The following is a 13708-nucleotide window of genomic DNA, read 5'->3' on the forward strand; positions in this document are numbered from 1 at the left end:
CAGGCGGTGCTTCAAGCTGCCGGCGCGGAAACTGCCCTAGTAAATGAACCCCATTGCCCGCGTGATACGCGGCGGCGCAGGCATGCAGGCCTGCGCCGATCTATTCCATCTCGGTAAAGCGCCACCGCTTTACTTGAGGAACACTACGTCGTCCTTGGGCTGCGGCGGTATCTTGATCGCAATTGCCTTTACCGGACCGTCGGCGACAATGGTGCCGGCATGCGCTGTTCCCTTGGGAATGATGATCAGCGTGCCCGGCTTGAATTCCTTCCTTTCATTGCCCAGCCACATCGAGCCGCTGCCTTCGACGATGTATTGAATCTCATCGGTTTTCGGATGGATGTGCTTGGCCACATTGCCGGACTGCAGCGCAACGGTTGCGTTCGGCGTATTGACGAGCGGGCGATTGTGCATTTCCGGATTCGGCGTTTCGGGCAGGTCCGCATGTTTCAGTGCCGTCAGATCGATCATCTGCGGCTGCAGCGTGCTGTCGTCGGCATGGGCCTCGGGCAGCGCTCGCTGCAGCATAGGCGAAGCGACGAGGCCGGCGCCGAAAGCCAGCGCGAGGGCAATGGGAGCGAGCGCGGATTTGCGGCGCTTGGCGGCTGGGGTCATGAATGTCTCCTTGTGGATATAGGGTGCCGGCAGTACATGGCGCGGGCATGATGACCATGAACTGCGACCGGGAAACCATACCCGCTCGGCAAGCCCTCGGCAACCGTCCGATGCTTCGCGGTGCTTGCGGCGACGCCGCCGCTCATGCCGCCGCCTCGCGCCACAGCGTCAGCGCCATCACCATCACCACCGGCCCGAGAAACAGGCCCACGAGGCCAAACAATTCCACGCCGCCGAGGATGCCGAACAACACCGCGAGAAAAGGCATACGGGTGGCGTTGCCTATGATGTTGGGCCGCACCAGGTGATCGGCCAGCACCAGCACCAGGCTGCCCCATGCCGCCACGCCGAGCGCCGCTCCGGAGGCGCCGTTCGCAGCAAGCAGGCCAGCCGCGGCCAGGTACACCAGCGGCGCGCCGAAGGGCACGATTGCCAGCAGCGCGGTCGCTGCGCCCCAGAGCGCCGCCGACGGCAAGCCGGCGATCGAGTAGCCGATGCCGATCAGCACGCCTTCGCCTATGCCCACCAGCACCAGGCCATTGACGGTGGCGCGGATCGCGGTCGGGATGCGCGACGCATACCGCTGCCAGCGTTGCGCGCCCAGCCCGCGCATGCCGACGCGCTCGATCTGCGCATGCAGCGCATCGCCATTCTTGTACAGGAAGAACAGGCACAGGAAGGCGAAGCCGAGATCAATGAGCCGATGCGCGAGCTCGCCGCCGAAACGCCGCAGCACTTCGCTGGCCGAATGCAGGCGCGTGGCGGATCCGCCTGAAAACAGATGCGTCAGGCCGCGCGGCTGCGCCAGAGTTGCCTGCCACCAGGTATGGAGGTAGGTCCCGATGAGCGGTATCTTCAGCAGCGCCGGGGGCGCGGCGATGCCGTCATTGTTCGCGGTGGCGATCCATGCGGCCAGGGTCGATGCCTGGCGACCGGCCTGGTCCGCGCCGACCAGAAGCGGAATCATCAGCAGGCAGGCAATCAGCGTGGTCATCAGCAGCGAAGCCGCCAGGGAGCGTCCGCCCAAGGTCTGCTTGACCCGGAGATACAGCGGCCAGGTGGCGATGCAGAAAACGCCGGCCCAGGCGAGCGGCAGAAAGAAGCGCTGCACCACCAGGATGGTGAGAACGATGATGCACAGCGCGAATACGCTGCCGATGATGGTTTGGCGGATGTCGTTGCTGGATGTCATGCAGTGAAAGTCCTCCTGTATGCGCTGCATCTTATCGGCAAAGCTTGGCAACGGCCTTGCGTAGCGCCGCATGGGCAGCGCAGGGCATGGCGGCCGGCGCGCAAAGCTGCGCAAACGCAATCACGACCTGCAAAGGCGCGGCTTGACACGGAAAATATGATGCTCGTAATATGTCGTTCATCATATTCAAGGCAGCATGGTCATGGCCACTGAACAGAAGGCGAATCGCAAGGAAGCAAGCCACGAACGCATACTTGAAGCCGCGGCACGCGCGATCCGGCGCAGCGGCTATGCCGGCGCGAGCGTGGCCGAAGTGATGAAGGAAGCCGGACTCACGCATGGCGGCTTTTATGCGCATTTCCCGTCGCGCGATGCGATGGTGGCCGAAGCCATCGACCATGCCGGCGCGCAGAACACCGATTCGATCGGGCGGCGCATGACGACGCTGGCGCGGCGCGGCGCGTCGCCGCTGCGTTCCCTGCTCGAAGCCTATCTGTCCGAGGCGCACATGCAATCTCCGGATGGCGGTTGCGTCGTCGCTGCGCTCGGCTCGGAAATGGCGCGCCAGCCCGAGATCGTGCGTGAAGCGTCGTGCAGGCGGGTCAAGGCCCTGGTCGAGCGGGTACGTTCAGTGTTGCCCGAAGGCGTGCCAGCCGCGGAAGCGGCGGTCATTGCCAGCACCATGGTCGGCGCGCTGCAGATGGCGCGGGCGATGGATCCGAAAGAGGGCAGGGCCTTGCTGGAAGCGAATCGCGAGACGCTGCTGCGTCGTTACGACGCGCCGGCAAATATTTAGAGACAGGAAGAACGTCGCCGGCAAGGCGGCGTTTTTCAGCGCCAGAAATATGATGATCGTCATATTTATTGTGCAAGCAGGCGGCGCAGGCGACAGCATTCAGGTTGCTCGAGCCAGACACATCCGTTCAACAGCAGGAGTCCACATGAGCACACCGATCGCTGCAACCGCAATGCCCGCTGAAACGCGGCATTCCCCCTGGCCCACTTTCTGGATCGCGAGCATCGCGGTTTTGCTGGTGTCGATCGACACCACGGTGCTGTATGCCGCCTTTGGCGCGCTGCGGCATGCGTTCGCCGATGAGTCGGCCGCGAGCCTGTCCTGGGTGCTGAATGCCTATACCGTCACTTATGCGGCCATGCTGATCCCGGCCGGCGGCCTGGCCGATGTGCATGGACGCAAGCGCATGTTCCTGCTTGGCGCTTCGATTTTCCTCTTCGCCTCCTTTGCCTGCGGCGCGGCGACATCGGTTGCCCTCCTGATTGCCGCGCGGGTGCTGCAGGCGCTGGGCGCGGCCCTGCTGACGCCGGCTTCGCTGTCGCTGATCCTGGCTGCCTTCCCGCAGGAAAAGCGCGCGGTGGCGGTGAGTTTGTGGGGCGCGGTCGGCGGACTGGCGGCGGCGATCGGACCGAGCCTGGGCTCGTTCATCGTCGATACGCTAGGCTGGTCCTGGGCCTTCTATATCAATCTGCCGATCGGCGCGGTATCGGTGTTCAAGGGCATGTCCGTGCTGCGTGAATCACGCGGCGACCGGCGCGTGCAGCATGTGGATGCGATCGGCATGGTGCTGCTGATCCTGTCGGTCGGCGGCATCGCGCTGGCGATCACGCAATTCGATGCGCCGGGCTGGAGCCGGATGCGCGTGGCTGAAGTGCTCGGCGCATCGCTGTTGCTGTTTGTTGCCTTTGTCGGCTGGGCGGCGAAGGCCGCGCATCCGTTGGTGGATCTGCGCCTGTTCCGCAACCGTACCTACAGCGCGGTCAACCTCGCCACGCTGTCCTTCGCAATTGCCTTCGCCATGATGTTCTTCGCCTTCTTCTCCTTCATGACCGGCATCTGGCACTACAGCCTGCCGCTGGCCGGCATCGCTGTCACGCCGGGACCGCTCCTGGTAGTGCCGACCGCCATCCTCAGCGGCCGGGTCGCCGCGAAGATCGGGCACAGGCCCGGCCTGGTGCTGGGTTCGCTGATCTATGCCTGCAGCGGCCTGTGGCTGGCGCTGATGCCGGGCACCGAGCCGGCCTATCTGACACAGTGGCTGCCGGGCCTGGTGTTGAGCGGCATCGGTGTGGGCATGGTACTGCCTTCGTTGTCGGGCGCGGCTGCGGCCGGTCTGCCGAAAGAGCATTACGCGGTCGGCACCGCGGTGAATCAGGCGGTGCGGCAGGTGGGCTCGGTCTTTGGCGTGGCGGCGACGATACTGCTGATCGGTCATGCGCAGCTGGCGCGCGCCGATTTCATCCCGCTGTATGGCGCGCATGTCGCGCTGGCGCTGCTGACCGGCGTGCTATGCCTGGCGGTGAATACCCGCCCCGCGAAGTGACGCGCCTCCAGTGAAGGCGTGGCGCTGTCCACGCATCGCAATCAACCGGGCGGCTCGCGCCGCCGCAACGCAAAGGAGCATCGAGCATGGACAGGCATTACCTCGAAGACCTGCATGCGGGTCAGCGGTTCGGCAGCGGCACGATGCGCATGGACGAAGCGCGCATCAAAAGCTTTGCCGCGGAATTCGATCCGCAAGCGTTTCATCTGGATGATGCCGCCGCGCGCGGCACGATCTTCGGCGGCCTGGCCGCAAGCGGCTGGCATACGGCGGCAGCAACCATGCGGCTGCTGGTCGATGGCGAATTCCGCCCGGCCGGCGGCATTGTCGGCGCCGGCTTTGATGAGCTGCGCTGGCCGACCCCGGTGCGCGCTGGCGATACGCTGCGTGTGGAATGCGAAGTGCTCGAGGTGCGGCCGTCGAAGTCTCGGCCCGATCAGGGCATCGTCAAGCTGAGGACGACGACGCTGAATCAGCATGGCCAGCCGGTGCAGATCTCGGTCGGGAACCTGATCGTGCTGCGCCGGCCGGCGCAGCAGTAAAGCGCCTGCGCCGCTCCCTTGTCTCACGGGGATGTCAATTCCATCGACATCCCCGCGCCGCCTGGCCCCGCCGGTCAGGCCTCGGCCAACAGCTCGCGGTATTCGGGATGCGAATCGATATAGGCGGCGATGAATTCGCAGCGGGCCACGACGCGCTTTCCCGTGCGCCTGGCATCGTCGAGCGCGCCGCGGGCAAGCTGGGACCCGTATCCCTGGCCTTCCTGATTCGAATCGATCTCGGTGTGGGTGAACACCAGAATGTTCTCGCCTTGCGGCTGGTAGCGGGCGATTCCCAGCAGCGTGCCGTCGCCGGACAGCTCGTAGCGGTGTTGCGCGGGATTGTTCGTGACTTTGGTGGACCGGTTTGGCATCTGTGCTCCTGTGTGGTTGGCCGGGAGCCTTCGGTATGCCGCTCGCGCTCCCGTGCGGCGCCATGGCGTACGCCGCTGAAGCTTTCAGACGTACGCGCGCGGCGAATGTTCCGGCCATTTCGACAAGCATGTCGCGCCGGGCAATGCCGCCGTGCCATTACCTTGGGGGTAATCGCCGTCGCCGTTCGCGCCTTGCAGAATGGGCCTGTCGCGATCGATGCGACCGGCCTGAAGCCGCCGCACCCACCCCAAGGAGACCATCATGCAAAACGCAAGCGCCATCGAGCATCCCGCTGCCATCGCCCAAAATTATGTTGAAGTCTGGAACGAAACCGACGGCGCGCGCCGGCGCAGTCTGATTGAACGGGTATTCGCGCCGCAGGCCAGCTACACCGATCCGCTGATGCAGTCTGCCGGTTACGATGCGCTTGACGCGATGATCGCGGCGGCGCAGGCGCAATTTGCCGGTCTGCGCTTTTCAGTGACAGGGCGTCAGGATGCGCACCATGATGTGTTGCGCTTTTCCTGGGCGCTCGGCGTCGAGGCCGCAGAGCCGATTGCCTGCGGCACCGATATCGCCGAGATGACGCCGGACGGCCGCATTGCCCGCGTCACCGGTTTTCTCGACAAGATGCCGTCCTGATGCCGTCCTGAAGCGACCCGGCGCCTGGCGAACAACATGGAGACAACATGGATCAGAGAGTCGAAAGCCACGGCGCCGCCGAGCATGTCGGCTTTGCCAACTTCGCCCAGGCGCTGCGCTTCTGGCGCGGCAAGCGCGGCATCAGCCAGCTTGGCCTGTCCACACAGAGCGGCATTTCGCAGCGTCATCTCAGCTTTCTCGAGCAGGGCCGCGCACAGCCGAGCCGCGACATGGTGATCCGGCTCGGCATCATGCTCGACATTCCGCTGCGCGAACGCAATGCGATGCTGCTTGCCGCCGGCTTTGCGCCCGCCTATCGCGAGCGCAGCCTGTCGGACCCGGAATTGGCCTCGGTCCGGCACGCGCTCGATTTCATGCTGGCGCAGCATGCCCCGTATCCGGCGCTGGTGGTGGACAGGCTGTGGAACCTGGTAATGGCCAACGGCCCGGCGCAGATGATGATGCGCTGGCTGCTGGACGTGCCGAAAGGCGCGGCCTTGCCGCAGGAAGGCGTCAATGTGCTGAGGCTGATGCTCGATCCGCAACTGGTAAGGCGCCATCTGCTGAACTGGGAAGCGGTCTGCGCCGATCTGCTGCACTGGATACGGCGCGAGGCGGTCGGCGACGGGCCGCAGGGTGAAGCGGCAAGTCTGCTGGCCGAGCTGGCGTCGCTGCCCGGCATGCGCGAGGCGATGCGCAGCGCCGATCTCGATACCCGCGCCTTGCCATTCCTGCCGATGCAGATCGAGAAGGACGGCGTGGCGCTGAAGCTGTTCACCTCGATCGCGACGCTGGGCACGCCGCATGATGTAACGCTGCATGAATTGCGCATCGAATCCTTCTTCCCATCCGATGACGCCACGGCGGCGTGGTTCCGCCAGCGGCAATGACGGCATCCCGCTTCATGTGCGCGCATTCACCAGTCCACGCCCAGCAGCACACGCTGCATGTTGGGCCCGCAAAGCGTCCTCACATGCTCGCGGCTGGCCCAGCGAAAGCCATCCATCTCGGGCAGCGCCACGCCGGTTTCCCGCTGCAGGAACTGGCTGGTGCAGACCAGGTGGCTGATATCGTTCAGGCTTGCCGGCGCGTGCACCTTGAACAGATGCAGCCGTTTCTCGGGCCGGAAATCAAAGCGTCCGACTTCGATGAACATGGCTTCGTCGAATTCCAGCCCAGTCTCTTCGAACAGTTCGCGCCGCGCGGCGACGATGGCGGCTTCGCCGGGTTCCTGCATGCCTTTGGGCAGATCCCACAAATCGTGGCCGGTGACATGGCAGAGCAGGATGTCGCCCCAACTGCTCAACACCATCGTGCCGCAGGACACCGGCAGGTCTTTTCTCGTGCTGAAGTCCAATGGATATGCATTCATGCGGTGTTTCCATGGCGCAGCGGCATGCCGCGCGCAAAGGGCCGATTCTAGTTCGACTTCCCGGAACGCGCAGGCAGCGCTCTCATGCGCCTTCTCGCCGGCTTTCAGCAGGGACAGGGGGATTTCCCGATAATGTCGTCCTTCGCCGCCCCCATGCGGCCATGGATTGCGTGAAAGGAAGCACCGTGAGTTTCATGTTCCGCCTGCTGCGCGAGGATGATGCGCCCATCCCCGCCATCGTCTTCGAGGATACGATCAACTCCGGCTTCGTGCCGGTATGGGAAGCGCTGGGTGTCTATGATGCGCTGTACAACAGCGATGGCCGCCGTGCGCGCGATGTCTCGCGCACCATCGCCTATGGCGTGGATAGGCTTGCCGAGGATGCGTCGCTGGCGCGGCTGTTCCATGCGACGCTGTCGCCCGAGGAGGCGATGCGCTTTCTCGGCAGTGTGCAGCGCGCCTGCATGCTGCACGGCGACGCGCGCATCGAAACCAGGTAAGCGTGTCGTAGGGCGCGGGATGGCGTCACATGCAGCCGGCGCCATCCCGCGTCCTCATGCGCATAAGCGCTTACTGCGCGTAGGCGCAGCTCTTGACGTAGCCAGGGGCCGGATCGCCGAAGGTGGCATTGTTGCAGGCGACCGGACCAGTCAGGGTCTTGTAGGCATAACTGTTGTTCGCGCCATAGCGCACCTGGTGCGTGCCGCTGAAATTGCAGGTGCCGTTTTCGCTTGCGCAATTGATCCAGGAAGTGCTGCCGGAGGTCGTGGTCGACGTGGTGCTCGACGTCGTGGTCGTGCTCGTCGAATCGGCATAGGCACAGCTCTTGACGTAGCCCGGAGCCGGGTCGCCGAAGGTGGCGTTATTGCAGGCGACCGGACCGGTCAGGGTCTTGTACGCATAGCTGCCGTTGGCGCCGTAACGCACCTGGCGCGTGCCGCTGAAATTGCAGGTGCCGTTCTCGGAAGCGCAGGTGGTCCAGGTCACCGTCGGCGTCGTCGAGACCGTGGTCAGGATGCTGGGGCTCGGTTGCGTGGTTGTCGACGTGGTCGAGGTCGTTGACGTGGTCGAGGTCGTCGACGTCGCTGCGGCTTCAAAGGCGCCGATGTCGATCGTGCCATTGACCGGGCGTGACTGCGTCTGTGCGGTGGCCAGATACTGCAGCGTCGGATTCAGAGCAAAGCCCGATGCCGCATTGCCGGGTGCCGAGCCGGCATCGATCATCGGCGAGTTTGATGCCGGACGAAGATCCCAGTTGGCGCGGTCGACAAAGGCCGGCGTCAGGCTGCGATAGCTGTTCTTGTCGATCGCATTGCCCTGGGTATTGCTGGTGCCGGTGCCGGCGAACACGTTGTTCTGCATCAGCACCGGCGTGGACACGCCGCTGCCGACCATGATGAAGGTGCCGCGCGAGCTGTCGTCATTCAGGAAGGTGTTGTTGACCACGTACAGGTCCTGGCCGCTGTTGCTTGCGCCTTCCTCGCCATAGGCCAGCAGGCTCGGGTTCGAATTGTTGGCCGGCTGGTGAATGATGTTGCCCACCACGTACGAGGTTCCGGCATTGGGCAGGTCGATCTCGTAGCTCGGCGCGCCGCCCATGGTACTGGAGAAGCGGTTGTAGAGAATCGTGTTGGTATTGGCGCGCGACTTCAGCAGGTGGCCAACCTTGGCGTCATGCGAGTAGTTGCCGCGAAAGACGAGGCTGTTGACATGGCCGACGTAGACGTTGTGGGTATAGCCATCGCCGACGCCGTTGAAGGCGAACTCGGTATTCTCGATGACGATGTTGGAGACGCCGTCGTTATTGGTCAGGATGCCGTCCTGGTTGTCATGGATATAGCTGCCGGTGACGGTGAGATGCTGGCCATCGAGGCGGATGCCCGCGCCATTGCCGTCAGTAACGGTGGCGCCGGAGAGTTCGACGTTCTGGATGGTGGTGTTGTTGCCTTCGACGACCCAGATGCCCTTGCCCATGGAGTTCATGCCATTGGCAGTGATCTTCGGGCGGCCATTGACGCCGCGGATGACGAGGTTGCTCGGATAGATGCCGCAAACGTCGCCGCCATAGGAACCGGCCGCATCGATCTCAATGGTGTCGCCATTGGCTGCTGCAGCAAAGGCGCGGCAAGGCGTGGAATAGGTCTTGCCCGGGCCAACCGAGCGCGTTACGGCGAAAGCCGCCGTCGCGGTGAAGGTCGAAGCCGTCAGCATGGCGGCAAGGAGCAGGGTGCGGCGTGTCGGGGTAAGGCGATGTGTCTTCATGAGCAGCGTTGCTTTCTTTCATTGAGTTCTAGAAATTGCTGCTCATCGACAAGATGGTTTTTGGAAAGGTTCCTTTCAAGGGGGCAATAATGGCGCGAACGTACGTTTCCTGCCGACAAGCGGTTGGGTTTTTATGCCCTCCGCAGCATGGAGAACGCGCAGAGTTGCATGGCAAAACGACATCCTTGGTGTCGGTGCGGCATCGGCATTTCGTTACATGCATGACACCATGCATGGTCCGTGAAACAAAGGCTCAAGCTCGCTTTGCCTGAGTCGCTTGCCACGCCGCTCCTGGAAAACAATGGCTTGTGCTGGACGGATAAGGCAAACTGCGCGTTTCCAGCCGACAGGCTTTCCATTTGCAGTTCAAATGATCGGATTACGGCTATTCCACCGGATTGGTGTTGCCCTTGCGATGCTGACCATGGCCTTCATGGCGGCCCTGCTGTACCAGACCGAGCAATCGCGCGTGGCTTCGGCGCGACTGGTCGCCCATACGCATGAAGTCATCAATACGATAGATTCGCTGAGCGAATTGATGAGCCGCATTGGTGTGGCGCAATTGCTATTCCTGCTGTCGAAGAAAGAGGAATTTATCTTGCTGCGGGATCAGCGCGCGGAGCAATTCAGTTCGGAAATCAATCGCGTCGAGTTCCTGACCGGAGACAATGCCCAGCAGCAGAAGCGTGTCCGCGAATTGCGCGACCGCTTCTCGCGGCGCTATGCGTTGATGCGACAAGTCGAAGGTTTGCGTCGCATGGATGGACCAGATGGCAACCGGTATCAATCCGATTTCGCGCTGGGACAGGAACAGACGCAGGAAATACTCGATGCGTGCAGCGCCCTGAAGCGCGAGGAACTGCGGCTGCTGGCGCTACGTACCGAGAGCGCCGCGGTTTCCTACCGCACCGCGCTCGGCATTCTGGCCTTCATAGGCTGCACCAGCGTCGTCATCATCCTGTTCTGTTATCTGTATTCCACGCGCCAGAAGCGGGCGCGCGACCGTGCCGACAGCCGCCTGCGGGTGATGGCCGATGCGCTTCCGGGCGTGATGTACCAGGCGCTGCTTGAGCCGGGCAAGGAATGGCAGGTGTTGTTCGTCAGTTCGGGCGTGCATGCGCTGCTCGGAATCGATGCCTCCACGCCGGTCAGGCGTGAGCATTTACTGGATGCGATGGACGAGCGCGACCGGCTGGCCTATCTCGCCGCCGTCGAAAGGGCTCACCAGGCCGACGGCATATTTCGCCACGACTATCGCCTGCGCCGTGCCGACGGCTCAACGGTATGGGTGCACCACCAGGCGACGATGACACGCCAGGAAAATGGAACGCTGCTGTCGCATGGCTACCTGTATGACAACACCGAGCAGATCGAGCTCGAGCACGAGCTGAAGCGAGCCAACGAGGCGGCGCTGCAGGCCAAGGAGGCGGCTGACAATGCGAACCTGGCGAAGGGCTCCTTTCTTGCGGCGATGAGTCATGAAATACGAACCCCGATGCACGGCGTGATCGGCATGCTGGAGCTGCTGGACCGCAGCCGTCTCGACGACAATCAGCGCCGGGCCTTGTCCATCGTGCGGGAGTCGAGCAAATCGCTGCTGCGATTGATCAACGACATCCTGGACTATTCCAAGATCGAAGCCGGCAAGATGGAAGTTCGGCCCGAACCGGTGTCGATCGCGCAGAAGGTCGAGGACCTGTACCTGCTCAACAGCGGCTATGCCGCCGGCAAGGGCGTACAGCTGAAGCGCGTCATCGATGCGCGCATCAGCCCCTCGCTGATGGCGGACCGACAAAAGCTGCGCCAGATTCTGCACAACTTCCTCAGCAATGCGATCCGTTTTACCGCCGATGGCGTGGTGACGATACGCGCCGAACTGCTGGCGCAGGATGACGTTACCGACACCGTGCGTATCGCCGTGGAAGATACCGGCATCGGCATACCACCCGAGGACCATGAGCGCATCTTCGAGCCGTTCATGCAGGCGGCGCTGGCGAATCCGCGCGGACCGGATGGCACTGGCCTGGGCTTGTCCATCTGCCGTCGCTATGCGCAATTGCTGGGTGCGCGCATCGATCTGGAAAGTGAGGTCGGCGTCGGCACGACGATTTCCATCACACTGACGCTGCCGCGCTCGACGCAGCCGCCGGCTACTGCGGCAGGCGCGACAGCGGATGCAAGTCCGGCCTCGGACAAGCCGATGCGCCAGGCCGCGCGGGTGCTGGTGGTGGACGACCATCCGATCAATCGCATCGTGCTGCTGCATCAGTTCGATCAGCTCGGCTATGAGGCGGAATGCGCCGACAATGGCGAAGATGGTTTCGCGCTATGGCAAAGCGGACGCTTCGGCATCGTCTTTACCGACTGCTGGATGCCCGGGACCATGGATGGCTACGCGCTGGCGCGCGCGATCCGGGCCGAAGAGGCGAGCATGGGACTGCGGCGCACGCCTATCATTGCCTGCACCGCCAATGCCTTTGCCGACGCGGTCGAGGCGAGTCTTGCCGCCGGCATGGACGCGCATCTGAGCAAGCCGCTGGAGCTGCATCATCTGCGGGATGCCCTGAAGCTCTGGCTGCCCGAGGCCGATGGAGAATCCGCGCTTGTCTCATCGGCATCGGCGATGCCAGTGCCGATGCCAGTGACGCCGGCTCCGGAAGATGCTGACGCTTCCGAAGTGTTCGCGTCATTCGGCGACATCGACGACGCCGGCCGGCGTGCGTTGGCGCGTCAGCTGCGCGCCTCCAACGAAGAAGATGCGGCCGCGCTGCATGCGGCGTTTGCGGCAGGCGACTGCGCCGCAGCCAAGCGCCTTGCGCACCGGATGGCCGGCGCCAATCTGCTGGTCGGCGCCAGGGCATTCGCTGCCGCCTGTCATGCGATCGCCCATCCTCATGGCGAAGACGAGGGCAGCGCCATCGCCGCGGTGATGCCGCGATTCGAGGCTGAACATGCGCGGCTGCACGCGAGCCTCGATGCGCTGTGCGGCGAGCCGTCTGGCGCGCGCGTCGAAGTTTGATAACTTTTTGGGACGGAACACTAGATCTGCGGTCGTGTCATCACTGCCCGGATGCGCCGCCCAAGCCAGGCATGTCCGCTGACGAGGACAATGCCGGCCAGTACCAGCGCCGCGCCGCCGAGAAAGGCCGGCTCAATCGCTTCGCCGAGCAGCCAGGCGCCGAGCACTATGCCGGACAGCGGCGTCATGAATGAGAAGGTGCCAAGCTGCGAGGCCAGGTAACGGCGCAGCAGGCCGAACCAGGCGAGATAGCTGGCAAAGGAAATGATCAGCGACTGGAAAGCCAGCACGCTCCAGGCCAGGGGCGTGGCGCTGAACCGCGTCTGGCCCAGTGCGATGGCCGCCGCGAGCAGCAGCACGAAGGCTGCGGCGAGCTGATACAGCAGGGTTTGCGTGGCCGGCGCCCTTGCCAGCCGGGTGCAGCGCACCAGCACCGTCGTGGCTCCCCATGCCAGGCCGGCCAGCACCGCGAGCGCATCGCCCCACAGCATGCTCGATGCCGCGCCACGCAAGGCGCCGCTCGACGCGCCGGTCCGGCTGAAGAAAGTCAGCGCGATGCCGCTGAAGGACAGCAGGATGCCCAGCCATTGCGCCGGCCTGAGCCGCTCCTCCGGCAGCCGCCAGTGCAGGCCGAGCGCCGCGAAGATCGGCGCGGTGTAGAGCAGGACTACCAGGTGCGATGCGCTGGTGCGCCGTACCGCTTCGCCGAGCAGCAGGAATTCGAGCGCGAACAGCAGTCCGACCGCGAGGCCGGCACGCCAGTTGCCGTCGGCCAGGGACGGGCGTTCGCGCCGGGCCAGCATCAAGAGCCATACCAGCGCCGCGGCAATGCCCGAGCGCAGCGCGATCTGCAGCAGCGGCGCGAATTCGGCGGCGGTGGCCTTGAGCACGATCTGCTGCAGCGCCCAGATCAGGCACAGGCTTGCCATTGCCGCGGCAGCGCCTGCATCCAGGGGTTTGCGGGTATCCACGAAGCGTTGCCGCGCCGATCAGCCGAGCGAGCGCAGCGAGATGCCCTGTTCGGGGGTGCCTTCGAGATAATCATGGCCGGCATGGGTCAGGCGCCATGCGCCGTTTTCGGTCTCCATGACCCAGCCGCGGTCTTCCAGCAGATGCAGATGATGGCGGATCATCGGCCCCTCGGCATTGAGCCTTTGCGCAATGCCGCCGGTGCCGAGTTCGGGTTCAGGGGATTGCAGCATTTGTCCGAGAATGGCTTCCATCAGCATCGGGTCTCGTCTCATGAGTGTCTCTCGGTGAAAAAAGCTCAGATTGTAGAGGGAATCGGAAAGGGCGGGATCGGCTTGGAAACGTCGGGTTGGGCGGGCGCAAGCGCGGCCCATGTGCCGTGCG

General features: G+C 63.9%; 14 protein-coding genes. 7 read left to right on the plus strand and 7 right to left on the minus strand.

Features of this window, described 5'->3' with window-relative positions:
- Positions 1-129: 129 nt before the first annotated feature.
- Both JJB74_RS23550 and JJB74_RS23555 read right to left on the minus strand, forming a co-directional pair.
- Positions 130-615: a cupin domain-containing protein gene (locus JJB74_RS23550; protein WP_200596044.1), complete on the minus strand. Its 486-nt coding sequence runs from the start codon at positions 613-615 to the stop codon at positions 130-132.
- A gap of 142 nt (positions 616-757) precedes the next feature.
- The gene (locus JJB74_RS23555; protein ID WP_200596046.1) at positions 758-1807 is read right to left on the minus strand and encodes an AI-2E family transporter; all 1050 of its coding nucleotides are present in this window, start codon (positions 1805-1807) and stop codon (positions 758-760) included.
- A 202-nt stretch (positions 1808-2009) separates the two neighbouring features.
- Here JJB74_RS23555 and JJB74_RS23560 point away from each other — a divergent pair, with 202 nt between their 5' ends.
- The 3 genes from JJB74_RS23560 to JJB74_RS23570 all read left to right on the plus strand — a co-directional run bounded on the left by JJB74_RS23560 (position 2010) and on the right by JJB74_RS23570 (position 4688).
- Positions 2010-2603, plus strand: a complete 594-nt coding sequence (locus JJB74_RS23560; RefSeq protein WP_200596048.1) for a TetR/AcrR family transcriptional regulator — start codon at positions 2010-2012, stop codon at positions 2601-2603.
- A gap of 145 nt (positions 2604-2748) precedes the next feature.
- On the plus strand, positions 2749-4146 hold the full coding sequence (locus JJB74_RS23565; protein WP_200596050.1) for an MFS transporter: 1398 nt from the start codon (positions 2749-2751) through the stop codon (positions 4144-4146).
- 86 nt (positions 4147-4232) lie between these two features.
- Positions 4233-4688 carry a MaoC family dehydratase gene (locus JJB74_RS23570; protein WP_200596052.1) on the plus strand — a complete coding sequence of 152 codons (456 nt, stop codon included), beginning with the start codon at positions 4233-4235 and terminating at the stop codon, positions 4686-4688.
- 74 nt (positions 4689-4762) lie between these two features.
- Here the strand turns inward: JJB74_RS23570 and JJB74_RS23575 are convergent, their stop codons facing one another.
- Positions 4763-5059, minus strand: a complete 297-nt coding sequence (locus JJB74_RS23575) for a GNAT family N-acetyltransferase (RefSeq protein WP_200596054.1) — start codon at positions 5057-5059, stop codon at positions 4763-4765.
- 262 nt (positions 5060-5321) lie between these two features.
- Between JJB74_RS23575 and JJB74_RS23580 the strand changes: the two genes are divergently transcribed.
- Together JJB74_RS23580 and JJB74_RS23585 are read left to right on the plus strand one after the other, a co-directional pair.
- The gene (locus tag JJB74_RS23580; protein WP_200596055.1) at positions 5322-5702 is read left to right on the plus strand and encodes a nuclear transport factor 2 family protein; all 381 of its coding nucleotides are present in this window, start codon (positions 5322-5324) and stop codon (positions 5700-5702) included.
- Between the two features lie 47 nt (positions 5703-5749).
- Positions 5750-6592, plus strand: a complete 843-nt coding sequence (locus tag JJB74_RS23585) for a helix-turn-helix domain-containing protein (protein WP_200596057.1) — start codon at positions 5750-5752, stop codon at positions 6590-6592.
- A 26-nt stretch (positions 6593-6618) separates the two neighbouring features.
- Here JJB74_RS23585 and JJB74_RS23590 read toward each other — a convergent pair whose 3' ends face one another.
- Positions 6619-7074 (minus strand): NUDIX hydrolase, encoded by a 456-nt coding sequence (locus JJB74_RS23590; protein ID WP_200596059.1) that lies wholly within the window; start codon positions 7072-7074, stop codon positions 6619-6621.
- 194 nt (positions 7075-7268) lie between these two features.
- Between JJB74_RS23590 and JJB74_RS23595 the strand changes: the two genes are divergently transcribed.
- Entirely contained in the window at positions 7269-7574 is a 306-nt protein-coding gene (locus JJB74_RS23595) for a hypothetical protein (protein ID WP_234484800.1), read from the plus strand.
- 70 nt (positions 7575-7644) lie between these two features.
- Here the strand turns inward: JJB74_RS23595 and JJB74_RS23600 are convergent, their stop codons facing one another.
- Positions 7645-9336: a right-handed parallel beta-helix repeat-containing protein gene (locus JJB74_RS23600; protein WP_234484794.1), complete on the minus strand. Its 1692-nt coding sequence runs from the start codon at positions 9334-9336 to the stop codon at positions 7645-7647.
- A gap of 370 nt (positions 9337-9706) precedes the next feature.
- Between JJB74_RS23600 and JJB74_RS23605 the strand changes: the two genes are divergently transcribed.
- Positions 9707-12355 (plus strand): hybrid sensor histidine kinase/response regulator, encoded by a 2649-nt coding sequence (locus tag JJB74_RS23605; RefSeq protein ID WP_200596062.1) that lies wholly within the window; start codon positions 9707-9709, stop codon positions 12353-12355.
- A gap of 20 nt (positions 12356-12375) precedes the next feature.
- Here the strand turns inward: JJB74_RS23605 and JJB74_RS23610 are convergent, their stop codons facing one another.
- Positions 12376-13326 carry a DMT family transporter gene (locus tag JJB74_RS23610; protein ID WP_200596064.1) on the minus strand — a complete coding sequence of 317 codons (951 nt, stop codon included), beginning with the start codon at positions 13324-13326 and terminating at the stop codon, positions 12376-12378.
- Between the two features lie 18 nt (positions 13327-13344).
- Complete coding sequence (locus JJB74_RS23615) at positions 13345-13599, minus strand: hypothetical protein (protein ID WP_200596066.1); 255 nt, start codon at positions 13597-13599, stop codon at positions 13345-13347.
- Positions 13600-13708: the final 109 nt, after the last annotated feature.

The sequence above is a fragment of the Noviherbaspirillum pedocola genome (assembly GCF_016632335.1).
Taxonomy (GTDB): domain Bacteria; phylum Pseudomonadota; class Gammaproteobacteria; order Burkholderiales; family Burkholderiaceae_D; genus Noviherbaspirillum_A; species Noviherbaspirillum_A pedocola.

What these genes read in the sequence shown, in the direction of transcription:
- JJB74_RS23550 (WP_200596044.1), bottom strand. Translation starts at nt 615, where the DNA reads ATGACCCCAGCCGCCAAGCGCCGCAAATCCGCGCTCGCTCCCATTGCC.
- JJB74_RS23555 (WP_200596046.1), bottom strand. Translation starts at nt 1,807, where the DNA reads ATGACATCCAGCAACGACATCCGCCAAACCATCATCGGCAGCGTATTC.
- JJB74_RS23585 (WP_200596057.1), top strand. Translation starts at nt 5,750, where the DNA reads ATGGATCAGAGAGTCGAAAGCCACGGCGCCGCCGAGCATGTCGGCTTT.
- JJB74_RS23570 (WP_200596052.1), top strand. Translation starts at nt 4,233, where the DNA reads ATGGACAGGCATTACCTCGAAGACCTGCATGCGGGTCAGCGGTTCGGC.
- JJB74_RS23595 (WP_234484800.1), top strand. Translation starts at nt 7,269, where the DNA reads ATGTTCCGCCTGCTGCGCGAGGATGATGCGCCCATCCCCGCCATCGTC.
- JJB74_RS23565 (WP_200596050.1), top strand. Translation starts at nt 2,749, where the DNA reads ATGAGCACACCGATCGCTGCAACCGCAATGCCCGCTGAAACGCGGCAT.
- JJB74_RS23560 (WP_200596048.1), top strand. Translation starts at nt 2,010, where the DNA reads ATGGCCACTGAACAGAAGGCGAATCGCAAGGAAGCAAGCCACGAACGC.
- JJB74_RS23600 (WP_234484794.1), bottom strand. Translation starts at nt 9,336, where the DNA reads ATGAAGACACATCGCCTTACCCCGACACGCCGCACCCTGCTCCTTGCC.
- JJB74_RS23575 (WP_200596054.1), bottom strand. Translation starts at nt 5,059, where the DNA reads ATGCCAAACCGGTCCACCAAAGTCACGAACAATCCCGCGCAACACCGC.
- JJB74_RS23615 (WP_200596066.1), bottom strand. Translation starts at nt 13,599, where the DNA reads ATGAGACGAGACCCGATGCTGATGGAAGCCATTCTCGGACAAATGCTG.
- JJB74_RS23590 (WP_200596059.1), bottom strand. Translation starts at nt 7,074, where the DNA reads ATGAATGCATATCCATTGGACTTCAGCACGAGAAAAGACCTGCCGGTG.
- JJB74_RS23580 (WP_200596055.1), top strand. Translation starts at nt 5,322, where the DNA reads ATGCAAAACGCAAGCGCCATCGAGCATCCCGCTGCCATCGCCCAAAAT.
- JJB74_RS23605 (WP_200596062.1), top strand. Translation starts at nt 9,707, where the DNA reads ATGATCGGATTACGGCTATTCCACCGGATTGGTGTTGCCCTTGCGATG.